Source organism: Mesorhizobium sp. M1066 (assembly GCF_040318635.1).
Lineage (GTDB): Bacteria > Pseudomonadota > Alphaproteobacteria > Rhizobiales > Rhizobiaceae > Mesorhizobium.
The window spans coordinates 222,875-241,709 of sequence record NZ_JAMYMR010000008.1 but is presented as its reverse complement, the minus strand read 5'-3'; the positions used below and the strand labels follow the sequence as shown (position 1 = coordinate 241,709).

The following is an 18,835-nucleotide window of genomic DNA, read 5'->3' as shown; positions in this document are numbered from 1 at the left end:
TCGCGGGAATCGGTGACGTTGAACATCACCAGCCTGCCATGACCGCCCTCTCTCAGCGAATTTGCAGAACTCTCAGCACACTACCAACAATTAAGGCACGCGGCAGCGTTCCCTCCCCCTTGTGGGGAGGGTTAGGGTGGGGGTCCTCTTCGAAAGAATCCATATGCAATGTGGGAGGGTGAGAACTGATGCAAAATGCCTGTCGCGGTGCTTGCGCAAGTGCCGCCGAACAGGTTCTGTTGCCACGTTCAGAATCGGTGAGAGCGCGATGATCATCAAGGCCAGAGGCATTTCGGTTTCGCTCGACCTCACGGTCGGCCATATCGCCGACATGGTCGTCGAGGGCGGCGGGCGGCAGCTGAAGCCGCTGCACCGCGCGCCCTGGGTCGATGCGACCGAGACGCTGCCGGACAATTTGCCGGAAGGTACGGTTCGGCTGTCCGGCGATTTTCTCTGCGCGCCGTTTTCGCGCAGCGATGTCGAGGAGGCGCCGCTGCATGGCTGGCCGGCCAACAGCGCTTGGGATGTCACCGAAAGTGCTGCGACGGACGATGGCTGGCGCGCGGTCTACCGCTTGCGGCACAAGGTGATGGGTGCGAGCGTCGACAAGATCCTGACGCTGCGCGACGGCCATCCCTTCCTCTACCAGGAGCATGTGTTTTCCGGCGGCCACGGTGCGATCTCGGTCGCCCATCACCCGATGACGGCGATGACGGGCGGCGGCAGGCTGGCCTTTTCGCCGAAGCGGTTTGCGGCAACGCTGGACGATCCGCTGGAGCCTGATCCCGCGCGCGGCCGCTTCCTGCTGGCCTATCCGGCGCGCTCCGCCGATCTCGGGCATTTCCCCACTGCCGGCGGCGGCACGCTTGATCTCACGGAATACCGCATGGACGACCGCCGCGAGGATTTTATTACCCTCGTCGAAGCCGCACATCGCGGACCAGGCTGGACCGCGCTGGCGCGCCAGGCCGAGGACGATTTGGTGCTGGTGCTGAAGAACCCGGCCGAACTGCCGATCACCATGCTGTGGCTCAGTAATGGCGGGCGCGACTACGCGCCGTGGAGCGGCCGCCACCTGGGCGTGCTCGGCATCGAGGATGGCCGCGCCGCCGTCGGCCATGCCGCCTCGATCGGCGACAACTGGCTGAAGCGCGAAGGGGTCGCGACCGCCTTTGCACTGGGCGAAGGCCAAAGCGTGTCCTTTCGCCATGTCATCGGCGCCATTCCGCTGGCCGGCGGCGAGCCGCCACAGGCGATCACGACGGCGGATGGCCGCATACGACTGGTGACGGGTGGCGCGACGCGGGAGGTTCCCTTCGACAGCGATTTCCTGCGTATTGGCCAGCCAGCGGCCTCATAGGTGGGATTGCGCGGCCGCAGGGTTTGAAATTTCCGTGAACTGTCGCCAAGATGTGGCCGAAATCATCATGCGGAACATGGTGGATTTGAAGCTCCTGCCAGAGAGGCTCTCATGTCCGAAATCGCCCATCTCGCCGCCACCATCTTCAAGCGTGCCGGCAAGGCAAACCGCTTCATCGTCGCCATTGCCGGTCCACCAGGCTCCGGCAAATCGACGCTGTCGGCAAGGCTGCATGAACTGCTGCCGGAAGGTGCTTCGGAAGTCGTGCCGATGGACGGCTTCCACTATGACGACGCCGTGCTCGAGCGGCGCGGCCTGCGCGCGCGCAAGGGCGCGCCGGAAACCTTCGACTTTGCCGGGTTTGAGGCCCTGCTGAAGCGTATCCGTGCCGGTGAACCCGACATCGCCATCCCGGTCTTCGACCGCAGCATGGAGCTGTCGCGCGCCGCCGCTTCGATCGTCGCCACGCAAACCAAGTTCATCCTGGTCGAGGGCAACTATCTGCTGCTCAACGAAGAGCCGTGGTCGCGGCTGGCGCCGCTGTTCGATTTCTCGATCTTCGTCGACGTGCCGCGCAACGAACTCGAGCGCCGCCTGATGGAGCGCTGGCACGGACATGGCCGCTCCGACGAAGATGCGCGCGCCTGGATCGCGTCCAACGACCTGCCCAACATCGAACGCGTGCTCGCGCGGCGCCGGGCTGCCGATCTGGTGATCGGCCTTTCCGCTTGATTCGACGGATTGCGCAAGGGGAACCTTAAGACTTTCAGGCCGTTATCCCGACACGGCAATTGTGCCAGAAGAGGGATTCGGTCCAATGGCAATCAAGGCAAGAAAGCCCGCGCCCGCCAAGGGCAAGGCGACCCAATCCAAGGCCGGCGCCGGCCCGGCGATGACAGCTCGTTCGAAGGACGCCAAGCCGGCCTTCGGCAAGGCAGCGCCGAAGAAAGTGGTGCCGACGGCAGCGAAAGCCGCGCCGAAAGCCGCAAAGCCGAAGAAGCCCGCAAGCTCCAGCGACTCCGTGAGCGGCAGCGCGGTGCGCACGGCCAAGGCGACGGCCAACGTCGCTGCCGGCGCGGTCATGGTCGCCGCCCGAGGTGCTGCGTCGCTCGCTGCTTCCGTCATGGGCAAAGGCGGTTCGAAGGCCAAAGCGAAGGCAAAATAACCGCGCTTCGGAGGCTGGTTGGGCTATCCCTTGGCGGGGATGGTCAGGCCTTTCTGCACCGCCGGCCGCGCCAGGCCGCGTTCCAGCCATGTTCCCACATGGGCGAAATCGTCAAAGCCGACGAGTTCGCGCGCTTCGTAGAATCCGATCAGGTTGCGCACCCAGCCGAGCAGCGAGATGTCGGCGATGGTGTAGTCATTGCCCATGATCCACTTGCGCCCCTTCAGCCTGCCGTCGAGCACGCCGAGCAGCCGCTTTGACTCGTCGCGATAGCGCTCCAGAGGGCGTTTGTCGGCGATCTCGCGACCGGCGAATTTGTGGAAGAAGCCGACCTGGCCGAACATCGGCCCGACCGAGGCCATCTGGAAGAACACCCACTGGATGGTCTCGTAGCGGCGCGCAGCATCGATGGGCATGAGCAGGCCGGTCTTTTCAGCGAGGTAGAGCAGGATGGCGCCGGATTCGAACAGGCCGATCGGCTCGCCGTCCGGACCGTTCGGATCGATGATCGCCGGTATCTTGCCGTTGGGATTGAGCGACAGGAATTCCGGTGTCCAGCTTTCGTTCTGGCCGATGTTGACCCAATGCGGCTCGTAAGGCAGGCCGAGTTCCTCCAGGGCGATCGAAATCTTCACGCCGTTCGGCGTTGTCGCCGAATAGAGCTGGAGCTGGTCCGGACGCTTGGCCGGCCAACGCGTTGCGATCGGAAAGGCGGACAGGTCGGCCATGGAAACTCCTGAATGAGGATTCGCGCCGAGCGGCGCGGTTTTGGCGGGTCGGCCAAGGATTAGACGCGGCGCACGGCACGATCAATGGCGTGCAAGGGTTTAGTTGCGCGCGAACAGTCAACGGAACGGCCTGCTTGGGGCAGATCGCGCGCCCGGCCTTTGCGTTCAGACGGCCTTGAAGGCCAGCACGGCATTGGTGCCGCCGAACGCGAAGCCGTTGCTGATCGCGGCGCGCACCTTGCGCTCGCGCGGCACATTCGGCGTGACGTCGAGGTCGCAATCGGGATCGGCCTCACGAAAATTGGCCGTCGGCGGCACGATACCTTCGCGGATCGCCATCACGCAGGCGATCATCTCCAGCGCACCCGATGCGCCCAGGCAATGGGCGTGCATCGACTTGGTCGACGACACCGAAAGCTTGTAGGCATGGTCGCCGAAGACGCGCTTGATGGCTGCCGTCTCGATCTGGTCGTTGGCCTTGGTGCCAGTGCCATGGGCATTGAGGTAGTCGACATCCTCGGGATTGAAGCCGGCATCGGCCAGGCAGGCGCGCATGGCCGCTGTTGGCCCTTCAACGGTCGGAGCGACAATGTCGGAGGCGTCGGCGGAGAGGCCGGCGCCGGCGACCTCGGCAAGGATGGTGGCGCCGCGCGCCATGGCGTGCTCGTACGTCTCCAGGACCGCCATGCCGGCGCCCTCGCCGAGCGACAGTCCCTGGCGGTCGGCCGAGAATGGCCGGCAGGTGTCGGGCGCCAGCACGCGCAATGCTTCCCAGCCCTTCAGGATGCCCCAGACCAGCGGCGCATCGGTGCCGCCGGCGACCATCACGTCGGCGCGGCCAAGCCTGATCTGGTCGACGGCCGAGGCGATGGCGTGGTTGGATGAGGAGCAGGCCGAGGTGACGCCGAAGACCGGGCCGCGCAGGCCCAGATTCATGCTAACGTGGCCGGAGGCCGCGCTTGGCATGACCTTTGGCACGGTGAAGATACCGGCGCGGTTCTTGCCCTCGACCAGGATGGCACGATAGCTCTCTTCGATCGCCTCCCAGCCGCAAACGCCGACACCGACGACGGTGCCCATCCGATAGGTGGTGGCTTCATTCGAAACCAGGCCGGCCTGCTGCATAGCTTCCCTGGCTGCGATCGTCGCCAGCAGGCTGAAGCGGTCCATCGACACGGTCTGCTTGCGGTCGATGCCGTGATCGGGAAGCGCCTTGATTTCGCAGCCGACCTTGACCTTCAAATCATGCAGTTGGGGACTTGTGATCTGGCCAATGGCCGAGCGGCCGGCGCGCATCTCGTTCCAGATCGCGGACGCGCTGGTACCGAGCCCGCAAATGCCGCCCATGCCGGTGATGACAACGCGCTGCCGCATTCAGTTCAGGCTTTTTTCGCGATCAGCGCGCGCACAGCTTCGACCATGTCGCCGACGTTCTTCAGATTGCTCCACGCGTCGACCGTGTTCATCTCGATCTCGATGCCATACTCTTCCTCAAGATCGAAGATAATCTCCGTCAGCTCGAGCGAATGGATGCCAAGCGAGGTCAATTCGGTGGTGGTGGTGATTTCTTCGCCGCCCGGCTCGGCATGAGCCTTGATCTTCGCGATGATATCCGTTGCCAGCTGGTCGGCCATTCGGTTCCTTCCCCACTATCTCGCGTTTCCCGACGCCAACTGAGCAGCGCCCCTTTTTCTCCTGGTATCAAGCCGCCGTCGTCGTTTAATACCCCCGCCAAGCGCAGCATGACCGTACCAAGGTGGTTCCCTCTATAGAAACCGAAACGTTGTCAAGCAACAAGCTATATCGATCCCCATATCGACAAAGCCGACGGAGTGCTTAACGTGCAGGCATGGATATGGGCGAACCTAGCGGCGAACATGACGGGATTTCGACGCAGCGCGTTGCGGGCGTCGCGCGGCTTTCCTGCGCGCTCAGTGAGGGCCGCACACGCCTGCGGCGCCTCTATCAGGACGGCGCCGCCAAGATAAGAATGCCGGCCGTCTCGACCGATCCGCTCGAAGCGGTGCTGATCAACACCGCCGGCGGGATGACCGGCGGCGACCGTATCGCCTGGGAGGTGGATATCGGCGCGGCCGCTTCGGCATCGATCACTACCCAGGCCTGCGAGAAGATCTACCGGGCGGCATCCGACCGTGCCGAAGTGCGGGTCAATTTGTCGGTCGGCGAAAACGGCCGCATCGCCTGGCTGCCGCAGGAAACCATCGTCTTCGACCGGGCGGCCTTTGCCCGCACGCTCGACGTCGAGCTTGCCGTCGGCGCCGAGGCGCTGGTGCTGGAAGCCGCCGTCTTCGGTCGCCTGGCGATGGGCGAACGCGCCACCCAGGGCAACTTCCATGACCGCTGGCGCGTGCGCCAGGATGGCGCCCTCATTCATGCCGAGGATTTCCGCATCGGACCCGATATCGCCGCTACGCTCGATCGCCCGGCGGTTGCCGGCGGCGCGATCGCGGTGGCGACGCTGCTTCTGGTGTCGCCGCGCGCCGAAGCCCTGCTCGACCGGGTTCTTGAGATCGTCGGCGACCGAGGCAGCGCCAGTGTCTGGAGCGTGAAGAAATCTGGCAAGCTTCTTGCGAGGCTCTACGCCGGGGACGGCTACCGGCTGCGCCAGCGGCTGGTTCCACTCGTCGAATTGCTCAACGGAAGGGCGGGGTTGCCCAAATTATGGTCACTATAGGCCTGTCTCTACCAATCCAGGGAAACGCATGAACCTGACGCCAAGGGAAAAGGACAAGCTGCTGATCGCCATGGCGGCGATCGTGGCGCGCAAGCGGCTCGAACGCGGCGTCAAGCTCAACCATCCGGAAGCGATCGCGCTGATCACCGACTTCGTCGTCGAAGGCGCCCGCGACGGCCGTCCGGTCGCCGAACTGATGGAAGCCGGCGCTCATGTCGTCAGCCGCGCGCAAGTCATGGAAGGCATCGCCGAGATGATCCATGACGTGCAGGTCGAGGCGACTTTTCCCGACGGCACCAAGCTGGTGACCGTGCACGAACCGATCCGTTGAGGAGGACAGGATGCTGGAGCTGCGTCCCAACTGCGAATGCTGCGACAAGGACCTGCCGCCCGAGGCGACGGATGCGCTGATCTGCACCTTCGAGTGCACCTTTTGCGCCGGATGCGTGGAACAGGTGTTGGGCGGCATCTGCCCCAATTGCGGCGGTGGTTTCTCGGCGCGGCCGATCCGCCCGGCAGCGATGCTGAAGAAATACCCCGCGTCGAGTAAACGCGTTCTCAAGGCCGAAGGCTGCGGCCCCCGCAAGGCGGCGTAAACACCAGACCGAGCAAAACGAAAGGCAATAGAATGATCCCTGCCAAACGCCTCTGCCTGTCGGCGATCCTGCTGCTGGCCGCTGCCATGCCGGCCTATGCCCATGTCGGCATCGGCACGGCCTCCTCCTTCACGGCCGGCTTCATGCACCCGCTTTCCGGGCTCGATCACATGACGGTGATGATCGCGGTCGGACTGTGGGCGGCGATCAAGGGCGGCAAGGCGGTTCTTGCCTGGCCGGCGGCCTTTGTCGGCGTCATGCTGGTCGGCGGCGCGCTGGGCATGCTGCATATGCCGCTGCCCTTCGTCGAACCGGGCATACTGGCATCGGTCGTGACGCTCGGGCTCCTGGTGGCGCTGGCGATCGATCTGCCAGTCTCGGTCGGCGTCGCCATCATCGGCCTGTTCGCACTGTTCCACGGCCACGCGCATGGCACCGAGGTGCCGGAGAATGCCGGCGGGCTTGAATACATGGCCGGCTTTGCCATTGCCACGCTGTTGCTGCATGGCACCGGCATCGCCGCCGGTCTCGGTCTCGGCATCCGGTTCCGCGGCCTGGCCCGCGCTGCCGGTGCCGCCTGCGCGGCGATCGGCATCGGTCTCGCCTTCGGCATCGTGTGAGGGTGACCATGATCCCCGGTGAGATCATCACGGTGGGCGGCGACATCGAGCTCAACAAGGGCCTGCCGACCGTCACCCTGAAAGTCGCCAACAGCGGCGATCGGCCGATCCAGGTCGGCAGCCACTACCATTTCTTCGAGACCAATGAGGGGCTGAAATTCGACCGCGAGCGCGCCAGGGGCATGCGCCTCGACATTGCCGCGGGCACGGCCATGCGTTTCGAGCCGGGCCAGGAGCGCGACGTCACGCTGGTGCCGCTCGGCGGCAAGCGCGAGGCCTACGGATTTCAGCAGAAGGTGATGGGCAAGCTGTGAAATCTTCCGGCGCGCTCAGCTCAGTTCGATGGCTTGGCCGCGGCGTAGATGACGATCTTTCCGGGATCGTCGAATTCGACGGCGAGGACATCCTGCGCCTGCACGCGCTGCGATTCGATGGCGTTGAACAGCAGCGCGTTGGCCTCGATCTCCTTGCGCAGCTCCGTGATGTCGTCTTGATGCTGCTTGACCTTGCTTTCTATCTCCGGCGGCGGGCCGCCTTCGCTGCGCGCGGCGTCGGTGAGGAACACGATGTCGACCTTGTCGAGCTTGGACGTCTTGCGCACCGTACCGATGTTTTCACGCGTGCGATCGATCGCCGTGTTGACGCTGCGGGCTTCGGCGGTGGCCTTGGCCTCTTCCTGCTTGACCTGCGAGCCGACGATGCGGTTGACGGTCTCCGTGCTTTCCAGCCCTTGCGCTTTCAAATCGGCAACAGAACCTGCCGCCGCCAGGAACGCCGTGGCGGCGACTGCCTGCATTCTGGTCGAGAAAGAAGTGATCGCCATCGCTCGCTCCTGAGAGAAGTCGTTTCGGGGCGCGGGTTAGCGCGAGAAGAACAAAACGAATCCCGCCCGGCGAAGGTTCCTTTCCCGATGCGGCCGGCAGGCCGGATGCCGGCCCGCCGTGCCGTCTCGTCAGCTCGCCTTCTTGGTGATCAGGGTCAGTGCGCCATTGGGTTCCATGCTGGCGGCGACGACTTGCGCCGAACTGAGCCCCTTGGCCTCCAGCGCCGACTTCACCTTGGGTGTGGCGTCGATCGAGCTGCGCAGTTTCTTCAGGCCGTCATCGCCACGCTGGGCGATCACCTGGTTGACCTGCGTCTGGGTGTCCTTCGGCAGCTCGGTGATGTCGACGATGTTGACGCTCTGGATCGTCGGCACCGCCGGCTGAGCCTGGGGCGTGGCTGGAGCAGGCGTTGCCGGCGCTGGGGCGGGCTGTGGCGCGGGTTGCTGCTGGGCACTGGCGGCGCCCGCCAGCATCAGGCTGGCAGCGGCGGCAAGAATTATTGTTTTGCGCATGGATTTTCCTTTCCATCGATTGGCAAACGGCCGGTCTGGGGTGACCCCCTAACCTCAACCGCCAAATGGGATCAGAAGGTGTCGCCCAGCGGGTCATTGCGTGACCATAGGATGGCAGCAGTGTGCAGCGGCGCTTCAATCCCACCGCATTTCGGCAAACCGCATTTCAGGAGCAATCGCTGATGGCCAGAATTACCCGCGCCGCCTATGCGCAGATGTATGGCCCGACGGTCGGCGACAGAGTGCGCCTTGCCGACACCGAACTGTTCATCGAGGTCGAGAAGGATCTCACCATCCATGGCGAAGAGGTGAAATTCGGCGGCGGCAAGGTGATCCGCGACGGCATGGGCCAGAGCCAGGTTTCCAGGGCGCAAGGCGCCGTCGATACCGTCATCACCAACGCGCTGGTGATCGATGCCAGCGCAGGCATCTTCAAGGCCGACGTCGGCCTCAGGGACGGGCGCATCACGGCCATCGGCAAGGCCGGCAATCCGGACACGCAGGACGGCGTCACCATCATCATTGGTCCCGGCACCGAGATCATCGCCGGCGAGGGCAAGATCCTGACCGCAGGCGGCTTCGATGCGCATATCCACTTCATCTGCCCGCAGCAGATCGAAGAAGCGCTGATGTCAGGTATCACCACCATGCTCGGCGGCGGCACCGGTCCGGCGCACGGCACGCTGGCCACGACCTGCACGCCGGGGCCATGGCACATGGCGCGCATGATCCAGTCTTTCGATGCCTTCCCTATGAACATCGGCCTGTCGGGAAAGGGCAACGCGTCCTTGCCGGCCGCGCTCGAGGAAATGGTGCTGGGCGGCGCCTGTTCGCTGAAGCTGCACGAGGACTGGGGCACGACGCCGGCGGCCATCGACTGCTGCCTGTCGGTCGCCGACGATTACGACGTGCAGGTGATGATCCACACCGACACTCTGAACGAATCCGGCTTCGTCGAGAACACGGTGGCGGCTATCAAGGGCCGGACCATCCATGCCTTCCACACCGAGGGCGCCGGCGGCGGCCATGCGCCCGACATCATCAAGGTCTGCGGCCTGCCGAACGTCATCCCGTCCTCGACCAATCCGACGCGACCCTACACGGTCAACACGCTGGCCGAGCATCTCGACATGCTGATGGTCTGCCATCACCTGTCGCCGTCGATCCCCGAAGACATCGCCTTTGCCGAAAGCCGCATCCGCAAGGAGACCATCGCGGCGGAAGACATTCTGCACGACATCGGCGCCTTCTCGATCATCTCGTCGGACAGCCAGGCCATGGGCCGTGTCGGCGAAGTGGCGATCCGCACCTGGCAGACCGCCGACAAGATGAAGCGCCAGCGCGGCTCGCTGCCGCAGGAAACCGGCAACAACGACAATTTCCGCGTCCGCCGCTACATCGCCAAATACACGATCAATCCGGCCATCGCGCACGGACTGTCGAAGGATATCGGCTCGGTCGCGGCGGGAAAGCGCGCCGATCTCGTGTTGTGGAACCCGGCCTTCTTCGGCGTCAAACCGGATATGGTGCTGATCGGCGGCATGATCGCCGCCGCCCCGATGGGCGACCCCAACGCCTCGATCCCGACGCCGCAGCCGATGCACTACCGGCCGATGTTCGGCGCCTATGGCAAGGCAAGGACCAACTCGTCGGTGACCTTTGTTTCGAAAGCCGCGCTCGAGTCAGGCCTGCACGGCAGGCTTGGCGTCGACAAGCAGTTCGTCGCCGTTGAAAACACCCGCGGCGGCATCGGCAAGCATTCGATGGTGCTCAACGACGCCACGCCGCATGTCGAGGTTGACCCCGAAACCTACGAGGTCCGCGCCGACGGTGAATTGCTCACCTGCGAACCGGCGACGGTGCTGCCGATGGCGCAGAGGTATTTTCTGTTTTGATGCCAATCTGTCGACCGAGACTCGTGAATTTGGTCAAATGTGCCTGAGGAGACGCGCTTCTCACCCGTGCGCCCAGAAAAGCGCACGCACTTTGTCAGCTGTCGGCACAAAACCGTACACGGTTTGTCAACACCGAGATCGAGACGTGTCGTTGGATGGCCTTGGTCGACCTGCATCCTCTGCTTCCAACTTGGAAATCTGGCGCCTTTGGCGCAATATAAGCTGCATGAACAAGATTTTTCGCAAACAGCAATTGACGCCCTATGAGGCCGATTATGCTCAATGGTGCGCCGAACAGGGCGCGCTGTTGCGCGAAGGTCGTCTGTCCGACCTCGACCGCGAGAATCTTGCCGAGGAGATCGAGAGCTTGGGGCGGAGCGACAAAAGGGAAATTGCGAGCAGGCTTGGCACCTTGATCCTTCATTTGCTCAAATGGGGTTTTCAGCCTGAGCAGCGCAAAACTGGATGGCTGCTCACAATCCGTGAGCAGCGACATCGGATTGAAAACCTGCTCGATGAAAGTCCGAGTCTGAAGGCGTATCCGGGGCAGATGCTCGGACGAGAGTTCAAGATAGCAAGATTAAAGGCGCTAGACGAAACCGGCTTGAGAGATCGCGATTTCCCTGTTGATTGTCCATACGCGATCAGGGAAATTCTAGACCATGACTATTTTCCAGGTACGCCGTGGTCTTCGGATAAACTTATTCGCGAGTAGCCGAGAAGTGGCCGTCGCAGATATTTCATCGCGTCGTGAGCATTAGTATCCACCCCATGGCCACCGAAATCGCTTCCGCCCACGACATCTTCCCGCATATCCGCATCGTCATGGGCATGGTGATCGGGCTTGGCGTCGCCCGCCTGCTCTCGGGGGTGGCGCGGATCGTCCAGCATCCCGGCCAGTACAAGCTCTATACCGTGCATCTGGCCTGGGTCGTCTCGGTGCTCCTGATGCTGGTGCATTTCTGGTGGTGGGAGTTCGGCCTCTACGCCATCGAAACCTGGACCTTCGGCAAGTACCTGTTCATCATCTTCTACGCGATCACGCTGTTCCTGCTGTGCGCGCTTTTGTTTCCCGATTCGATGCTGGACTACACCAGCTACGAAGATTTCTTCTATTCGCGCCGGGCGTGGTTCTTCGGCCTGCTGGCGGCGACCTATATGCTCGACGTGGTCGACACGCTGCTGAAGGGGCCGGAGCATTTCGCCCGCTTCGGCAGCGAGTACCTGTTCCGCACGCCGGTCTTCGTCGCGCTTTGCATCATCGCGATCCTGGTGCGCGACCGCCGCTTCCATATCGCCTTCGTGACGGCGGCGCTCATCTATCAGATATCGTTCATCCTGCGGCTCTTCGACACCATCGTCTGAACGAACGCGATGGTCTAGCTTGTTGGGGAAAGGCAGGGTTCGACATGTACAAGGCCGTTGGATCGCGCGGATCCCGGGTCAGCCGCGTTCTCTGGATGCTCGAGGAGCTCCGGCAGCCTTATGAATTCGTCGAGGTCAGGCTGCGCTCACCGGAAGCCTATGCGCTCAATCCCTCCGGCAAGGTGCCGATCCTCATCGATGGCGAACTGACGGTGACGGATTCGGCGGCGATTTGCGTCTATCTCGCCGACAAGCACGCGGACATGGGCATGGGCGCCAACCCAGGCCTAGCCGGTCGCGCCGAAATGGATTCCTGGATGCATTTTGCGCAGAGCGAGCTTGAAGCGCCGCTGTGGAACAAATTGCGCCATCGCTTTCTGCTGCCGAAGGACGTACGCGTCGATGTCGGTCCCGCGGCGGCTTACGATTTTGCCTCGGAGCTGAAGGCGCTGGAGCGGCGGCTGGGCGACAAACCGTTTGCGCTGGGCGCTCGGTTTTCCGCCGTCGACGTGCTGCTCGGCGACATGGGTGGGTGGGCGCGTGCCGGCCGGTTTGAGATCGAGTCCGAACGCGTCAACGCCTATTTCGACCGTGTGCTGGCGCGGCCTGCGCGTGTGCGGGCACAAGCAAATGGAGGATCCATGAAATGAAGCTCAACCTCAACACCGACTTCACCAAATTCCCGCGCGCCGTCTCCGTGCTGTCCGCCGGCAATGCCGGAACCACCCTACCGTCCGGCCGGGCCATTCTCGCCCATGACGAGCGGCATCTGCGCCGCCGCGCCATCGAACTTGCCGACGGCAGCAAGGTGCTGGTCGACCTGCCCGAACCCGTTGCCTTGAACGATGGCGACCGGCTGGTGCTGGAGGATGGCGGTCATATCGAGATCATCGCGGCGCCGGAAGAGGTCTACGACATCCGCGCCCGCGACAGCATGCATCTGGCCGAGCTCGCCTGGCATATCGGCAACCGCCATCTCGCGGCGAGCATCGAGGCCGGGCGTATCCTCATCCTGCGCGACCATGTCATCAAGGCGATGCTGGAGGGGCTGGGCGCCACCGTGACCGACGTTTCCGAACCCTTCAAGCCGGTGCGCGGCGCCTATTCCGGCCATGGTGGGCAAAGCCATGATCACGGCCATGCGCATGCGCACAGCCACGCCGAAGCCCACAGCCATTCTCATGGCGAAGCGCATTCCCATTCGCACAGTCATGCCGGCCACCACCACGATCATGACTGACCAGCCTTCGAACATCGCCCTGCTGCGGCTGATGGCGTGGCTGTCGCCTGCCTTTCCGGTCGGCGGCTTTTCCTACAGCCATGGCCTCGAACGCGCGGTGCATGACGGGCTGGTTGCCGATGCCGAAAGCCTTGCCGACTGGCTGGAAACGCTTGTCGAGATCGGTTCGGGCTGGAACGACGCTGTGCTGTTCGCCGAGAGCTGGCGCCGGGCACGCGGCACCGGTGATCTCGATGAAATGGCGGCACTCGCCGAGGCGCTGGCCGGCTCGCGCGAACGCCACACCGAAACCATGCTGCAAGGTGCGGCCTTCCTCAAAGCGGCGGCGGCCTGGCCAAATCCGGTGCTGGAGCGCTTGCCGGCTGAATGCGCCTATTGCGTCGCCGTCGGCGCCATTGCCGGCGGCAACGGCATCGCGCTTCAGGACGCGCTGTCGGCCTTCCTGCAAACCTTCTTCTCCAACCTCGTGCAGGCGGCGATCCGGCTTGGCATCGTCGGCCAGAGCAAAGCCACAGCTCTGTTGGCCGGCTTCGAGCCACTGGCCCTGGCGACCGCGACCCGCGCCGCGCACTCGACGCTCGACGATCTCGGTGGCTGCGCCTTCGTTTCCGATGTCATGGCGATGAAGCACGAAACCCAGTATTCGCGATTGTTCCGCTCATGATTTTTCTCGCCTTCTCGCTTTCTGCCGTTCTACTCCTGATCACCGCGCTGCACGCCTATTGGGGCCTTGGCGGCATCTGGCCGGGCCAGGATGCGGCCTCCTGCGCCCGCGCCGTGGTCGGTTTTCGCGGCGTCGATGAGATGCCGACGCCGTTCGCCAGTTTTGCCGTTGCCGCGTGCCTGTGCCTGGCGACACTGTGGCCGCTGGCGCTCATAGGCGTCTTTGCCTCGCCCTTTCCCCGAGAGGGGCTCGCCGCCACCTCGCTGCTCATCGGTCTGGTGTTCCTGGGACGCGGCATAGCCGGCTTTACGCCGTGGTGGCGGCGGCTGACGCCGGAACAGCCTTTCGCGCGGCTCGATGTCCGCTATTATTCGCCGCTGTGCCTGTTGATCGGGCTCGGCTTTGCCATCCTCGCCATCACGGAGTTTCCCGCATGACACAGACAAATGGTCCGCTGCGCGTCGGCATTGGCGGCCCGGTCGGTTCGGGCAAGACGACGCTGACCGAAAAGCTGTGCAAGGCGCTGCGCGACGAGTTTTCCATCGCCGTCGTCACAAACGACATCTACACCAAGGAAGACGCCATGATGCTGGCGCGGCTGCAGGCGCTGCCCGAGGACCGCATCATGGGTGTCGAGACCGGCGGCTGCCCGCACACCGCCATCCGCGAGGATGCGTCGATCAATCTGCAGGCGATCGCGCAAATGAACAGGAAATTCCCGGATCTCGACATCGTCTTCATCGAATCCGGCGGCGACAACCTCGCCGCCACCTTCTCGCCCGATCTCGCCGACCTGACGCTCTATGTCATCTCGGTTTGCCAGGGCGAGGAGATCCCGCGCAAGGGCGGGCCGGCAATCACCCGCTCCGATTTCCTGGTGATCAACAAGAGCGACCTTGCTCCTTACGTGAACGTCAACCTCGATGTCATGGAGAGCGACGCCGGCCGCATGCGCGGAAAACGGCCGTTCGGCTTCACCGACCTGTCGCGCGGCAAGGGGCTGCAGGAGGTGATCGATTTCATCATCGAGCATGGCGGCCTGCGAGCCGGCGCTGCCGCAGCCAGCACGGCGGCGTGAAACAGCTATCCTGCACCAACCAAAACCGGTTGCGGGGATCGACTGGCCACGGCATTCTTGCCGAAACCGGAGGATCTTAGGATGAGCCTTGCCCGTCTGCAAAAGGAAACGCTGACCAACCTGCCCTTCTATGAGGAGCGCGTCGATCTCGCCTGTGCCTTCCGCTGGACGGCGCGGCTCAACATGCACGAGGCGGTGGCCAATCATTTCTCGCTGGCCGTCAATGATGGCGGCACACAGTTCCTGATGAACCCCAACCAGGTGCATTTCTCGCGCATCAAGGCGAGCGACCTTCTGATGATCGATGCCAACGATCCAGAAACGCTCTCCGGCCCCAATGCGCCCGACCCGACGGCGTGGGGGCTGCATGGCGCCATCCATCGCAATGTGCGCCACGCGCGCTGCGTCATGCATGTGCACTCGATCCACGCCACGGTGCTGGCATCGCTCGCTGACTCGACACTGCCGCCGATCGACCAGAATTCGGCGATGTTCTTCAATCGCCACGTCGTGGACGCGCATTATGGCGGGCTGGCCTTCGAGGAGGAGGGCGAGCGCTGCTCGCAGCTTCTCGTCGATCCCAAGGTCAAGGTGATGGTGATGGGCAATCACGGCGTGCTGGTCATCGGCGACACGGTCGCCGATGCCTTCAACCGCATGTTCTATTTCGAGCGCGCCGCCGAGACCTACATCAAGGCGCTGTGGACCGGCCGCCCGCTGCGCACGCTGTCAGATGCGATCGCCGAAAAGGCCGCGAGCGAGATGGACGACTATCCCGGCCAGGCCGAACGCCATCTCAGCGAGCTGAAAGCGATCCTCGACGAGCAGGAACCGGCCTACCGGAACTGATTGCCTTACAGGCCTAGTTCTGCCCGGAGCTGATCGGCGCTGTTGATGACGACGGCGCCGGGCGGGCCCTCCATCGGCTTTTCCGGCCAGAAGATCGTCTTCATGCCCGCCGCCAGTCCCGCCATGGCGCCCGGCCAGCTGTCGTCGATCGCCACGGCGTGCGCGGGGTCGACACCGGCCAGATACGCGGCGCGCAGGAACGGCTCGGCATGCGGCTTGCCTTCGCGCACGTCGTTGCGGCTGATCGTCTTCATGCCGGGGTAGATCAGGCCGACCATGCTCAGATTGGCGTCGACGATCATCCGGTCCGAATTCGAGACCACGGCCTGCTGGATGCCTCTTGCACGCAGCTCGTTGAAGATCTCGATCGCGCCGGGGCGCGGCTTCAAGCTCTCCACCAGCGGCAGGTAGTGTTCGTATTTGCGCACGATCCAGTCGTCGAAAGGCAGGTCCAGACCGAACTCGTCGCGCATCATCTCGTAGACCGGCCAGGCGGCAACGCCGAGCACGCGCTCATGCAGATCGTCCGGCGGGACAAGGCCGACATTGCGCATCGCCGCCATCAGGGCTGCTTCGTGCAGCGGTTCGCTGTCGACCAGCGTGCCGTCCATGTCCCAGAAAACCGCTTTCGGCATCATGTGAGGCTCCTTTTTGCCATCCCTTAAAGGGTTTGAGCCGGGAGATAAACCTTCGGAGCGCAAGAACCTGCCGCCTGCCGGGACCGCGGCCAAGTCTCTTTGGCGACAGAGACTTCGTGGGAGAAGAAAAACTGGGCCGTGCTTACGTCGATGAATTGCAAGCAATTGCCCCCGAGATTGACAATTGCGCAGCAGGCCGTTCCCTGCGAAAGTGGGGCATGGCCGCTCTCATGACCGGCGGTCTCGGGAGGCAGGACTTTGAATAGCCGGCAGGATGGTGGCAGCAACAGGCTGGACGACGCGGCGCGCGCCGGCTGGCTTTATTATGTTGCCGGCAACACACAGGACCAGATTGCCGCCACACTTGGCATCTCGCGGCAGACAGCGCAGCGGCTGGTTTCGCTGGCGGTGTCGGAGGGCTTGATCAAGGTTCGCGTCGACCATCCGATCGCCAACTGCCTCGGTCTGGCGGCACGGCTGAAATCGCGCTTCGCGCTCGATCTGGTCGAGGTGGTGCCGAGCGATCCCAATTCATCCTCGACCACGATCGGCATCGCCGAGGCGGCTGCCGCCGAGATCGAGCGACGACTGCGGTCGCCGACCCCGATCGTCATGGCGATCGGCACCGGGCGCACGCTGAAGGCGGCGATCGAGCAGCTGCCGCCGATGGAATGCCCGCAGCACAAGGTGGTGTCGTTGACCGGCAACATCTCGCCGGACGGCTCGGCCGCCTTCTACAACGTCATCTTCACCATGGCCGACAGGGTCAAGGCGCGCTCCTTCCCGATGCCGCTGCCGGTCATCGCCTCTTCGCCGGAGGAGCGCGAGATGCTGCTCAACCAGCCGATGATCCAGCCGACGCTGGCGCTGGCGGCGGAAGCCGACGTCACCTTCATCGGCATTGGTGACCTCGGCCCGAAGGCGCCGCTCTACGAGGACGGCTTCATTTCGGAGAGCGAATTGAAGGCGCTGCAGAAGGCCGGCGGCATCGCGGAGATCGTCGGCTGGGTGTTCGATAGGGAGGGCCGCATGATCGAGGGCATCACCAACGACCGGGTGTCGTCGGCTTCGCTACCGTCACGCGAGAAATCGCTGGTCATCGCACTGGCGATGGGCGAACGAAAGCTGCCAGGCATCCTGGCGGCCGCGAACCGGCGGCTGATCAACGGCCTCATCACCGATGAACGGACCGCCGCCGCCCTGCTGGCTGGCATCTGACCGGACCCACAACCGGTTTGCGATAAGGCCAACCGCACTAGCCGTGCCGCCCGAAAGGGTCGTTGCCATCGAGAAACCCGAGATCGCGCTGCAGATGCGGCGACAGGTCCCTGATATCGAGATGTGCCCGTTTTTTGGCCGCGAACCAGCCGAATCCATCCGCCAGCCACGAAAACCAGCGGTGATCCGGTGCGGGAGTGCATTTTTGCTGCGCCATGGTCATGATCGTCAACCTTCGCTATCTTGGACCCGAATGACGGGTTGACTGGGAATGTCGGTCTTGCCGGCGGTCTTTGCCAATCGAACATCGATCATGATCCATAAGGAGGCCTTATGCCGGACCTCGGCTCGCGACAGGTTTCGCCACTCCCGCCGCTGCAGGCGATCCGGGTGTTCGACGCGGTGGCGCGGCATCTTTCCTTCACCAAGGCCGCCGGCGAACTCGCCATGACGCAAGCGGCGGTCAGCTATCAGATCAAGGTGCTGGAGGAGCGTGTCGGCGCGCCGCTGTTCCTACGCCGGCCGCGGCAGATCGTCTTAACCGAGGCCGGGCAGCGCCTGGCACCTGCGGTCAGCGAGGCCTTCGCCATCCTTGGCCAGGCCTATGCCGCGGTGCGTGGCGGGGCCGACGGCTTGCTGTGCGTCACGACGGTGCTGACATTCGCCTCGAACTGGCTCGCGCACCGGCTGGGGTCGTTCCAGATCGCCCATCCGTCGCTGGCGGTGGGGCTCTAAACGTCGAGCCGCCTGACCGACTTTGCCCGCGAGGATACCGATATTGCCATCCGCTCGGGCGGCGGCAAATGGCCGGGCCTGGAAGCGCACAAGCTGCTCGATGCCGACTTCACGCCGATGCTGAGCCCGAAACTCGCGGCGACCATCGGCGGCGTCAGGGAACCGGCCGACCTCTTGCGGCTGCCTATCCTCGATCCCGGCGACATCTGGTGGACGGAATGGTTCTCGGCTGCTGGCGTGCACTCGCACGATCTTGCCAAGCGGCCCGGCAGCAGCATGGGCGCGCAGGCCTATGAGGCCAATGCGGCGATCGCCGGTCATGGCGTCGCGATCCTGACCAGGGCGCTGTTCAAGGCGGAACTCGCGGACGGGCGCCTGATCCAACCTTTCGATCTGGTTGGCGACGACGGCCATGCCTATTGGCTGGTCTATCCCGAGGCGCGCCGCAACGTGCCGAAGATCCGTGCCTTCCGCGACTGGCTGCTGGCCGAGATCGCCTGCTGACCGGCAAGCTTCCGGGCTGCACCTGGTTCTCGCAGATGTATCCGCCGTTCCCTCACTGTATGCGGCCGGGACGATCCGCGCCCTGGCAATTTCGCTCGTCCCGGCCTGCGGTGTCGCCCAAGTGCTGCGCTGCAGCATCGAATCCGGCT

At 63.9% G+C, this 18,835-nt stretch carries 25 protein-coding genes and 1 pseudogene; 19 read left to right on the top strand and 7 right to left on the bottom strand.

What is annotated here, in order from left to right:
* Nucleotides 1-268 precede the first annotated feature (268 nt).
* The 3 genes from NKH52_RS14675 (at nucleotide 269) to NKH52_RS14665 (ending at nucleotide 2,525) form a co-directional block, all read left to right on the top strand.
* A complete protein-coding gene (locus NKH52_RS14675; protein ID WP_352730506.1) occupies nucleotides 269-1,360 on the top strand; it encodes a hypothetical protein in 1,092 nt (363 codons plus the stop codon).
* A 111-nt stretch (nucleotides 1,361-1,471) separates the two neighbouring features.
* A complete protein-coding gene (locus NKH52_RS14670; protein ID WP_352730505.1) occupies nucleotides 1,472-2,092 on the top strand; it encodes a nucleoside triphosphate hydrolase in 621 nt (206 codons plus the stop codon).
* A gap of 85 nt (nucleotides 2,093-2,177) precedes the next feature.
* The gene (locus NKH52_RS14665; protein WP_352730503.1) at nucleotides 2,178-2,525 is read left to right on the top strand and encodes a hypothetical protein; all 348 of its coding nucleotides are present in this window, start codon (nucleotides 2,178-2,180) and stop codon (nucleotides 2,523-2,525) included.
* Between the two features lie 23 nt (nucleotides 2,526-2,548).
* Here the strand turns inward: NKH52_RS14665 and NKH52_RS14660 are convergent, their stop codons facing one another.
* The 3 genes from NKH52_RS14660 to NKH52_RS14650 form a co-directional block, all read right to left on the bottom strand.
* Complete coding sequence (locus NKH52_RS14660; RefSeq protein WP_352730501.1) at nucleotides 2,549-3,253, bottom strand: glutathione S-transferase family protein; 705 nt, start codon at nucleotides 3,251-3,253, stop codon at nucleotides 2,549-2,551.
* A 165-nt stretch (nucleotides 3,254-3,418) separates the two neighbouring features.
* The gene (locus NKH52_RS14655) at nucleotides 3,419-4,627 is read right to left on the bottom strand and encodes a beta-ketoacyl-[acyl-carrier-protein] synthase family protein (RefSeq protein WP_352730499.1); all 1,209 of its coding nucleotides are present in this window, start codon (nucleotides 4,625-4,627) and stop codon (nucleotides 3,419-3,421) included.
* Nucleotides 4,628-4,632: 5 nt separating this feature from the next.
* Nucleotides 4,633-4,887 (bottom strand): acyl carrier protein, encoded by a 255-nt coding sequence (locus tag NKH52_RS14650; protein WP_013528393.1) that lies wholly within the window; start codon nucleotides 4,885-4,887, stop codon nucleotides 4,633-4,635.
* Nucleotides 4,888-5,108: 221 nt separating this feature from the next.
* Between NKH52_RS14650 and NKH52_RS14645 the strand changes: the two genes are divergently transcribed.
* The 5 genes from NKH52_RS14645 to NKH52_RS14625 are packed head-to-tail and all read left to right on the top strand — an operon-like array spanning nucleotide 5,109 to nucleotide 7,478.
* The gene (locus NKH52_RS14645) at nucleotides 5,109-5,948 is read left to right on the top strand and encodes an urease accessory protein UreD (RefSeq protein ID WP_352730497.1); all 840 of its coding nucleotides are present in this window, start codon (nucleotides 5,109-5,111) and stop codon (nucleotides 5,946-5,948) included.
* 28 nt (nucleotides 5,949-5,976) lie between these two features.
* Nucleotides 5,977-6,279, top strand: coding sequence for an urease subunit gamma (locus NKH52_RS14640; RefSeq protein WP_015314510.1), 303 nt, complete (start codon nucleotides 5,977-5,979; stop codon nucleotides 6,277-6,279).
* 10 nt (nucleotides 6,280-6,289) lie between these two features.
* On the top strand, nucleotides 6,290-6,544 hold the full coding sequence (locus NKH52_RS14635; protein WP_027161066.1) for a DUF1272 domain-containing protein: 255 nt from the start codon (nucleotides 6,290-6,292) through the stop codon (nucleotides 6,542-6,544).
* 32 nt (nucleotides 6,545-6,576) lie between these two features.
* Complete coding sequence (locus NKH52_RS14630) at nucleotides 6,577-7,164, top strand: HupE/UreJ family protein (protein WP_352730495.1); 588 nt, start codon at nucleotides 6,577-6,579, stop codon at nucleotides 7,162-7,164.
* A gap of 8 nt (nucleotides 7,165-7,172) precedes the next feature.
* A complete protein-coding gene (locus NKH52_RS14625; protein ID WP_352730494.1) occupies nucleotides 7,173-7,478 on the top strand; it encodes an urease subunit beta in 306 nt (101 codons plus the stop codon).
* A gap of 20 nt (nucleotides 7,479-7,498) precedes the next feature.
* On the opposite strand, the gene NKH52_RS14620 is transcribed toward NKH52_RS14625, so the two are convergent.
* Entirely contained in the window at nucleotides 7,499-7,987 is a 489-nt protein-coding gene (locus NKH52_RS14620) for a hypothetical protein (RefSeq protein WP_352730493.1), read from the bottom strand.
* A gap of 129 nt (nucleotides 7,988-8,116) precedes the next feature.
* Nucleotides 8,117-8,500, bottom strand: a complete 384-nt coding sequence (locus NKH52_RS14615; protein ID WP_127289442.1) for a hypothetical protein — start codon at nucleotides 8,498-8,500, stop codon at nucleotides 8,117-8,119.
* Between the two features lie 182 nt (nucleotides 8,501-8,682).
* Here NKH52_RS14615 and ureC point away from each other — a divergent pair, with 182 nt between their 5' ends.
* The 9 genes from ureC to NKH52_RS14570 all read left to right on the top strand — a co-directional run bounded on the left by ureC (nucleotide 8,683) and on the right by NKH52_RS14570 (nucleotide 15,591).
* On the top strand, nucleotides 8,683-10,395 hold the full coding sequence (gene ureC / locus NKH52_RS14610) for an urease subunit alpha (protein ID WP_502908026.1): 1,713 nt from the start codon (nucleotides 8,683-8,685) through the stop codon (nucleotides 10,393-10,395).
* A 226-nt stretch (nucleotides 10,396-10,621) separates the two neighbouring features.
* Nucleotides 10,622-11,110, top strand: a complete 489-nt coding sequence (locus NKH52_RS14605) for a DUF29 domain-containing protein (RefSeq protein ID WP_127289438.1) — start codon at nucleotides 10,622-10,624, stop codon at nucleotides 11,108-11,110.
* Nucleotides 11,111-11,166: 56 nt separating this feature from the next.
* Complete coding sequence (locus tag NKH52_RS14600) at nucleotides 11,167-11,760, top strand: hypothetical protein (RefSeq protein ID WP_127297556.1); 594 nt, start codon at nucleotides 11,167-11,169, stop codon at nucleotides 11,758-11,760.
* A gap of 44 nt (nucleotides 11,761-11,804) precedes the next feature.
* Complete coding sequence (locus tag NKH52_RS14595) at nucleotides 11,805-12,410, top strand: glutathione S-transferase family protein (RefSeq protein WP_352730490.1); 606 nt, start codon at nucleotides 11,805-11,807, stop codon at nucleotides 12,408-12,410.
* The gene (gene ureE / locus NKH52_RS14590) at nucleotides 12,407-13,000 is read left to right on the top strand and encodes an urease accessory protein UreE (protein WP_352730488.1); all 594 of its coding nucleotides are present in this window, start codon (nucleotides 12,407-12,409) and stop codon (nucleotides 12,998-13,000) included. The genes NKH52_RS14595 and ureE overlap by 4 nt, the downstream gene beginning before the upstream one ends.
* Nucleotides 12,993-13,664 (top strand): urease accessory protein UreF, encoded by a 672-nt coding sequence (locus tag NKH52_RS14585; RefSeq protein ID WP_352730486.1) that lies wholly within the window; start codon nucleotides 12,993-12,995, stop codon nucleotides 13,662-13,664. Before ureE ends, NKH52_RS14585 begins: the two co-directional genes overlap by 8 nt.
* Nucleotides 13,661-14,101 carry a DUF3995 domain-containing protein gene (locus NKH52_RS14580; RefSeq protein ID WP_352730484.1) on the top strand — a complete coding sequence of 147 codons (441 nt, stop codon included), beginning with the start codon at nucleotides 13,661-13,663 and terminating at the stop codon, nucleotides 14,099-14,101. Before NKH52_RS14585 ends, NKH52_RS14580 begins: the two co-directional genes overlap by 4 nt.
* Nucleotides 14,098-14,742 carry an urease accessory protein UreG gene (gene ureG / locus NKH52_RS14575; RefSeq protein WP_013528407.1) on the top strand — a complete coding sequence of 215 codons (645 nt, stop codon included), beginning with the start codon at nucleotides 14,098-14,100 and terminating at the stop codon, nucleotides 14,740-14,742. The genes NKH52_RS14580 and ureG overlap by 4 nt, the downstream gene beginning before the upstream one ends.
* A gap of 81 nt (nucleotides 14,743-14,823) precedes the next feature.
* Nucleotides 14,824-15,591: a class II aldolase and adducin N-terminal domain-containing protein gene (locus NKH52_RS14570; RefSeq protein ID WP_127297551.1), complete on the top strand. Its 768-nt coding sequence runs from the start codon at nucleotides 14,824-14,826 to the stop codon at nucleotides 15,589-15,591.
* A gap of 5 nt (nucleotides 15,592-15,596) precedes the next feature.
* On the opposite strand, the gene NKH52_RS14565 is transcribed toward NKH52_RS14570, so the two are convergent.
* Nucleotides 15,597-16,229, bottom strand: coding sequence for an HAD family hydrolase (locus NKH52_RS14565; protein ID WP_128304223.1), 633 nt, complete (start codon nucleotides 16,227-16,229; stop codon nucleotides 15,597-15,599).
* A 258-nt stretch (nucleotides 16,230-16,487) separates the two neighbouring features.
* On the opposite strand from NKH52_RS14565, the gene NKH52_RS14560 reads away from it, so the two are divergent.
* Entirely contained in the window at nucleotides 16,488-17,447 is a 960-nt protein-coding gene (locus tag NKH52_RS14560; protein WP_352730482.1) for a sugar-binding transcriptional regulator, read from the top strand.
* A gap of 37 nt (nucleotides 17,448-17,484) precedes the next feature.
* On the opposite strand, the gene NKH52_RS14555 is transcribed toward NKH52_RS14560, so the two are convergent.
* A complete protein-coding gene (locus NKH52_RS14555; RefSeq protein WP_352730480.1) occupies nucleotides 17,485-17,670 on the bottom strand; it encodes a hypothetical protein in 186 nt (61 codons plus the stop codon).
* Between the two features lie 110 nt (nucleotides 17,671-17,780).
* Between NKH52_RS14555 and NKH52_RS14550 the strand changes: the two are divergent.
* A pseudogene (locus tag NKH52_RS14550) lies at nucleotides 17,781-18,686 on the top strand (LysR substrate-binding domain-containing protein).
* Nucleotides 18,687-18,835: the final 149 nt, after the last annotated feature.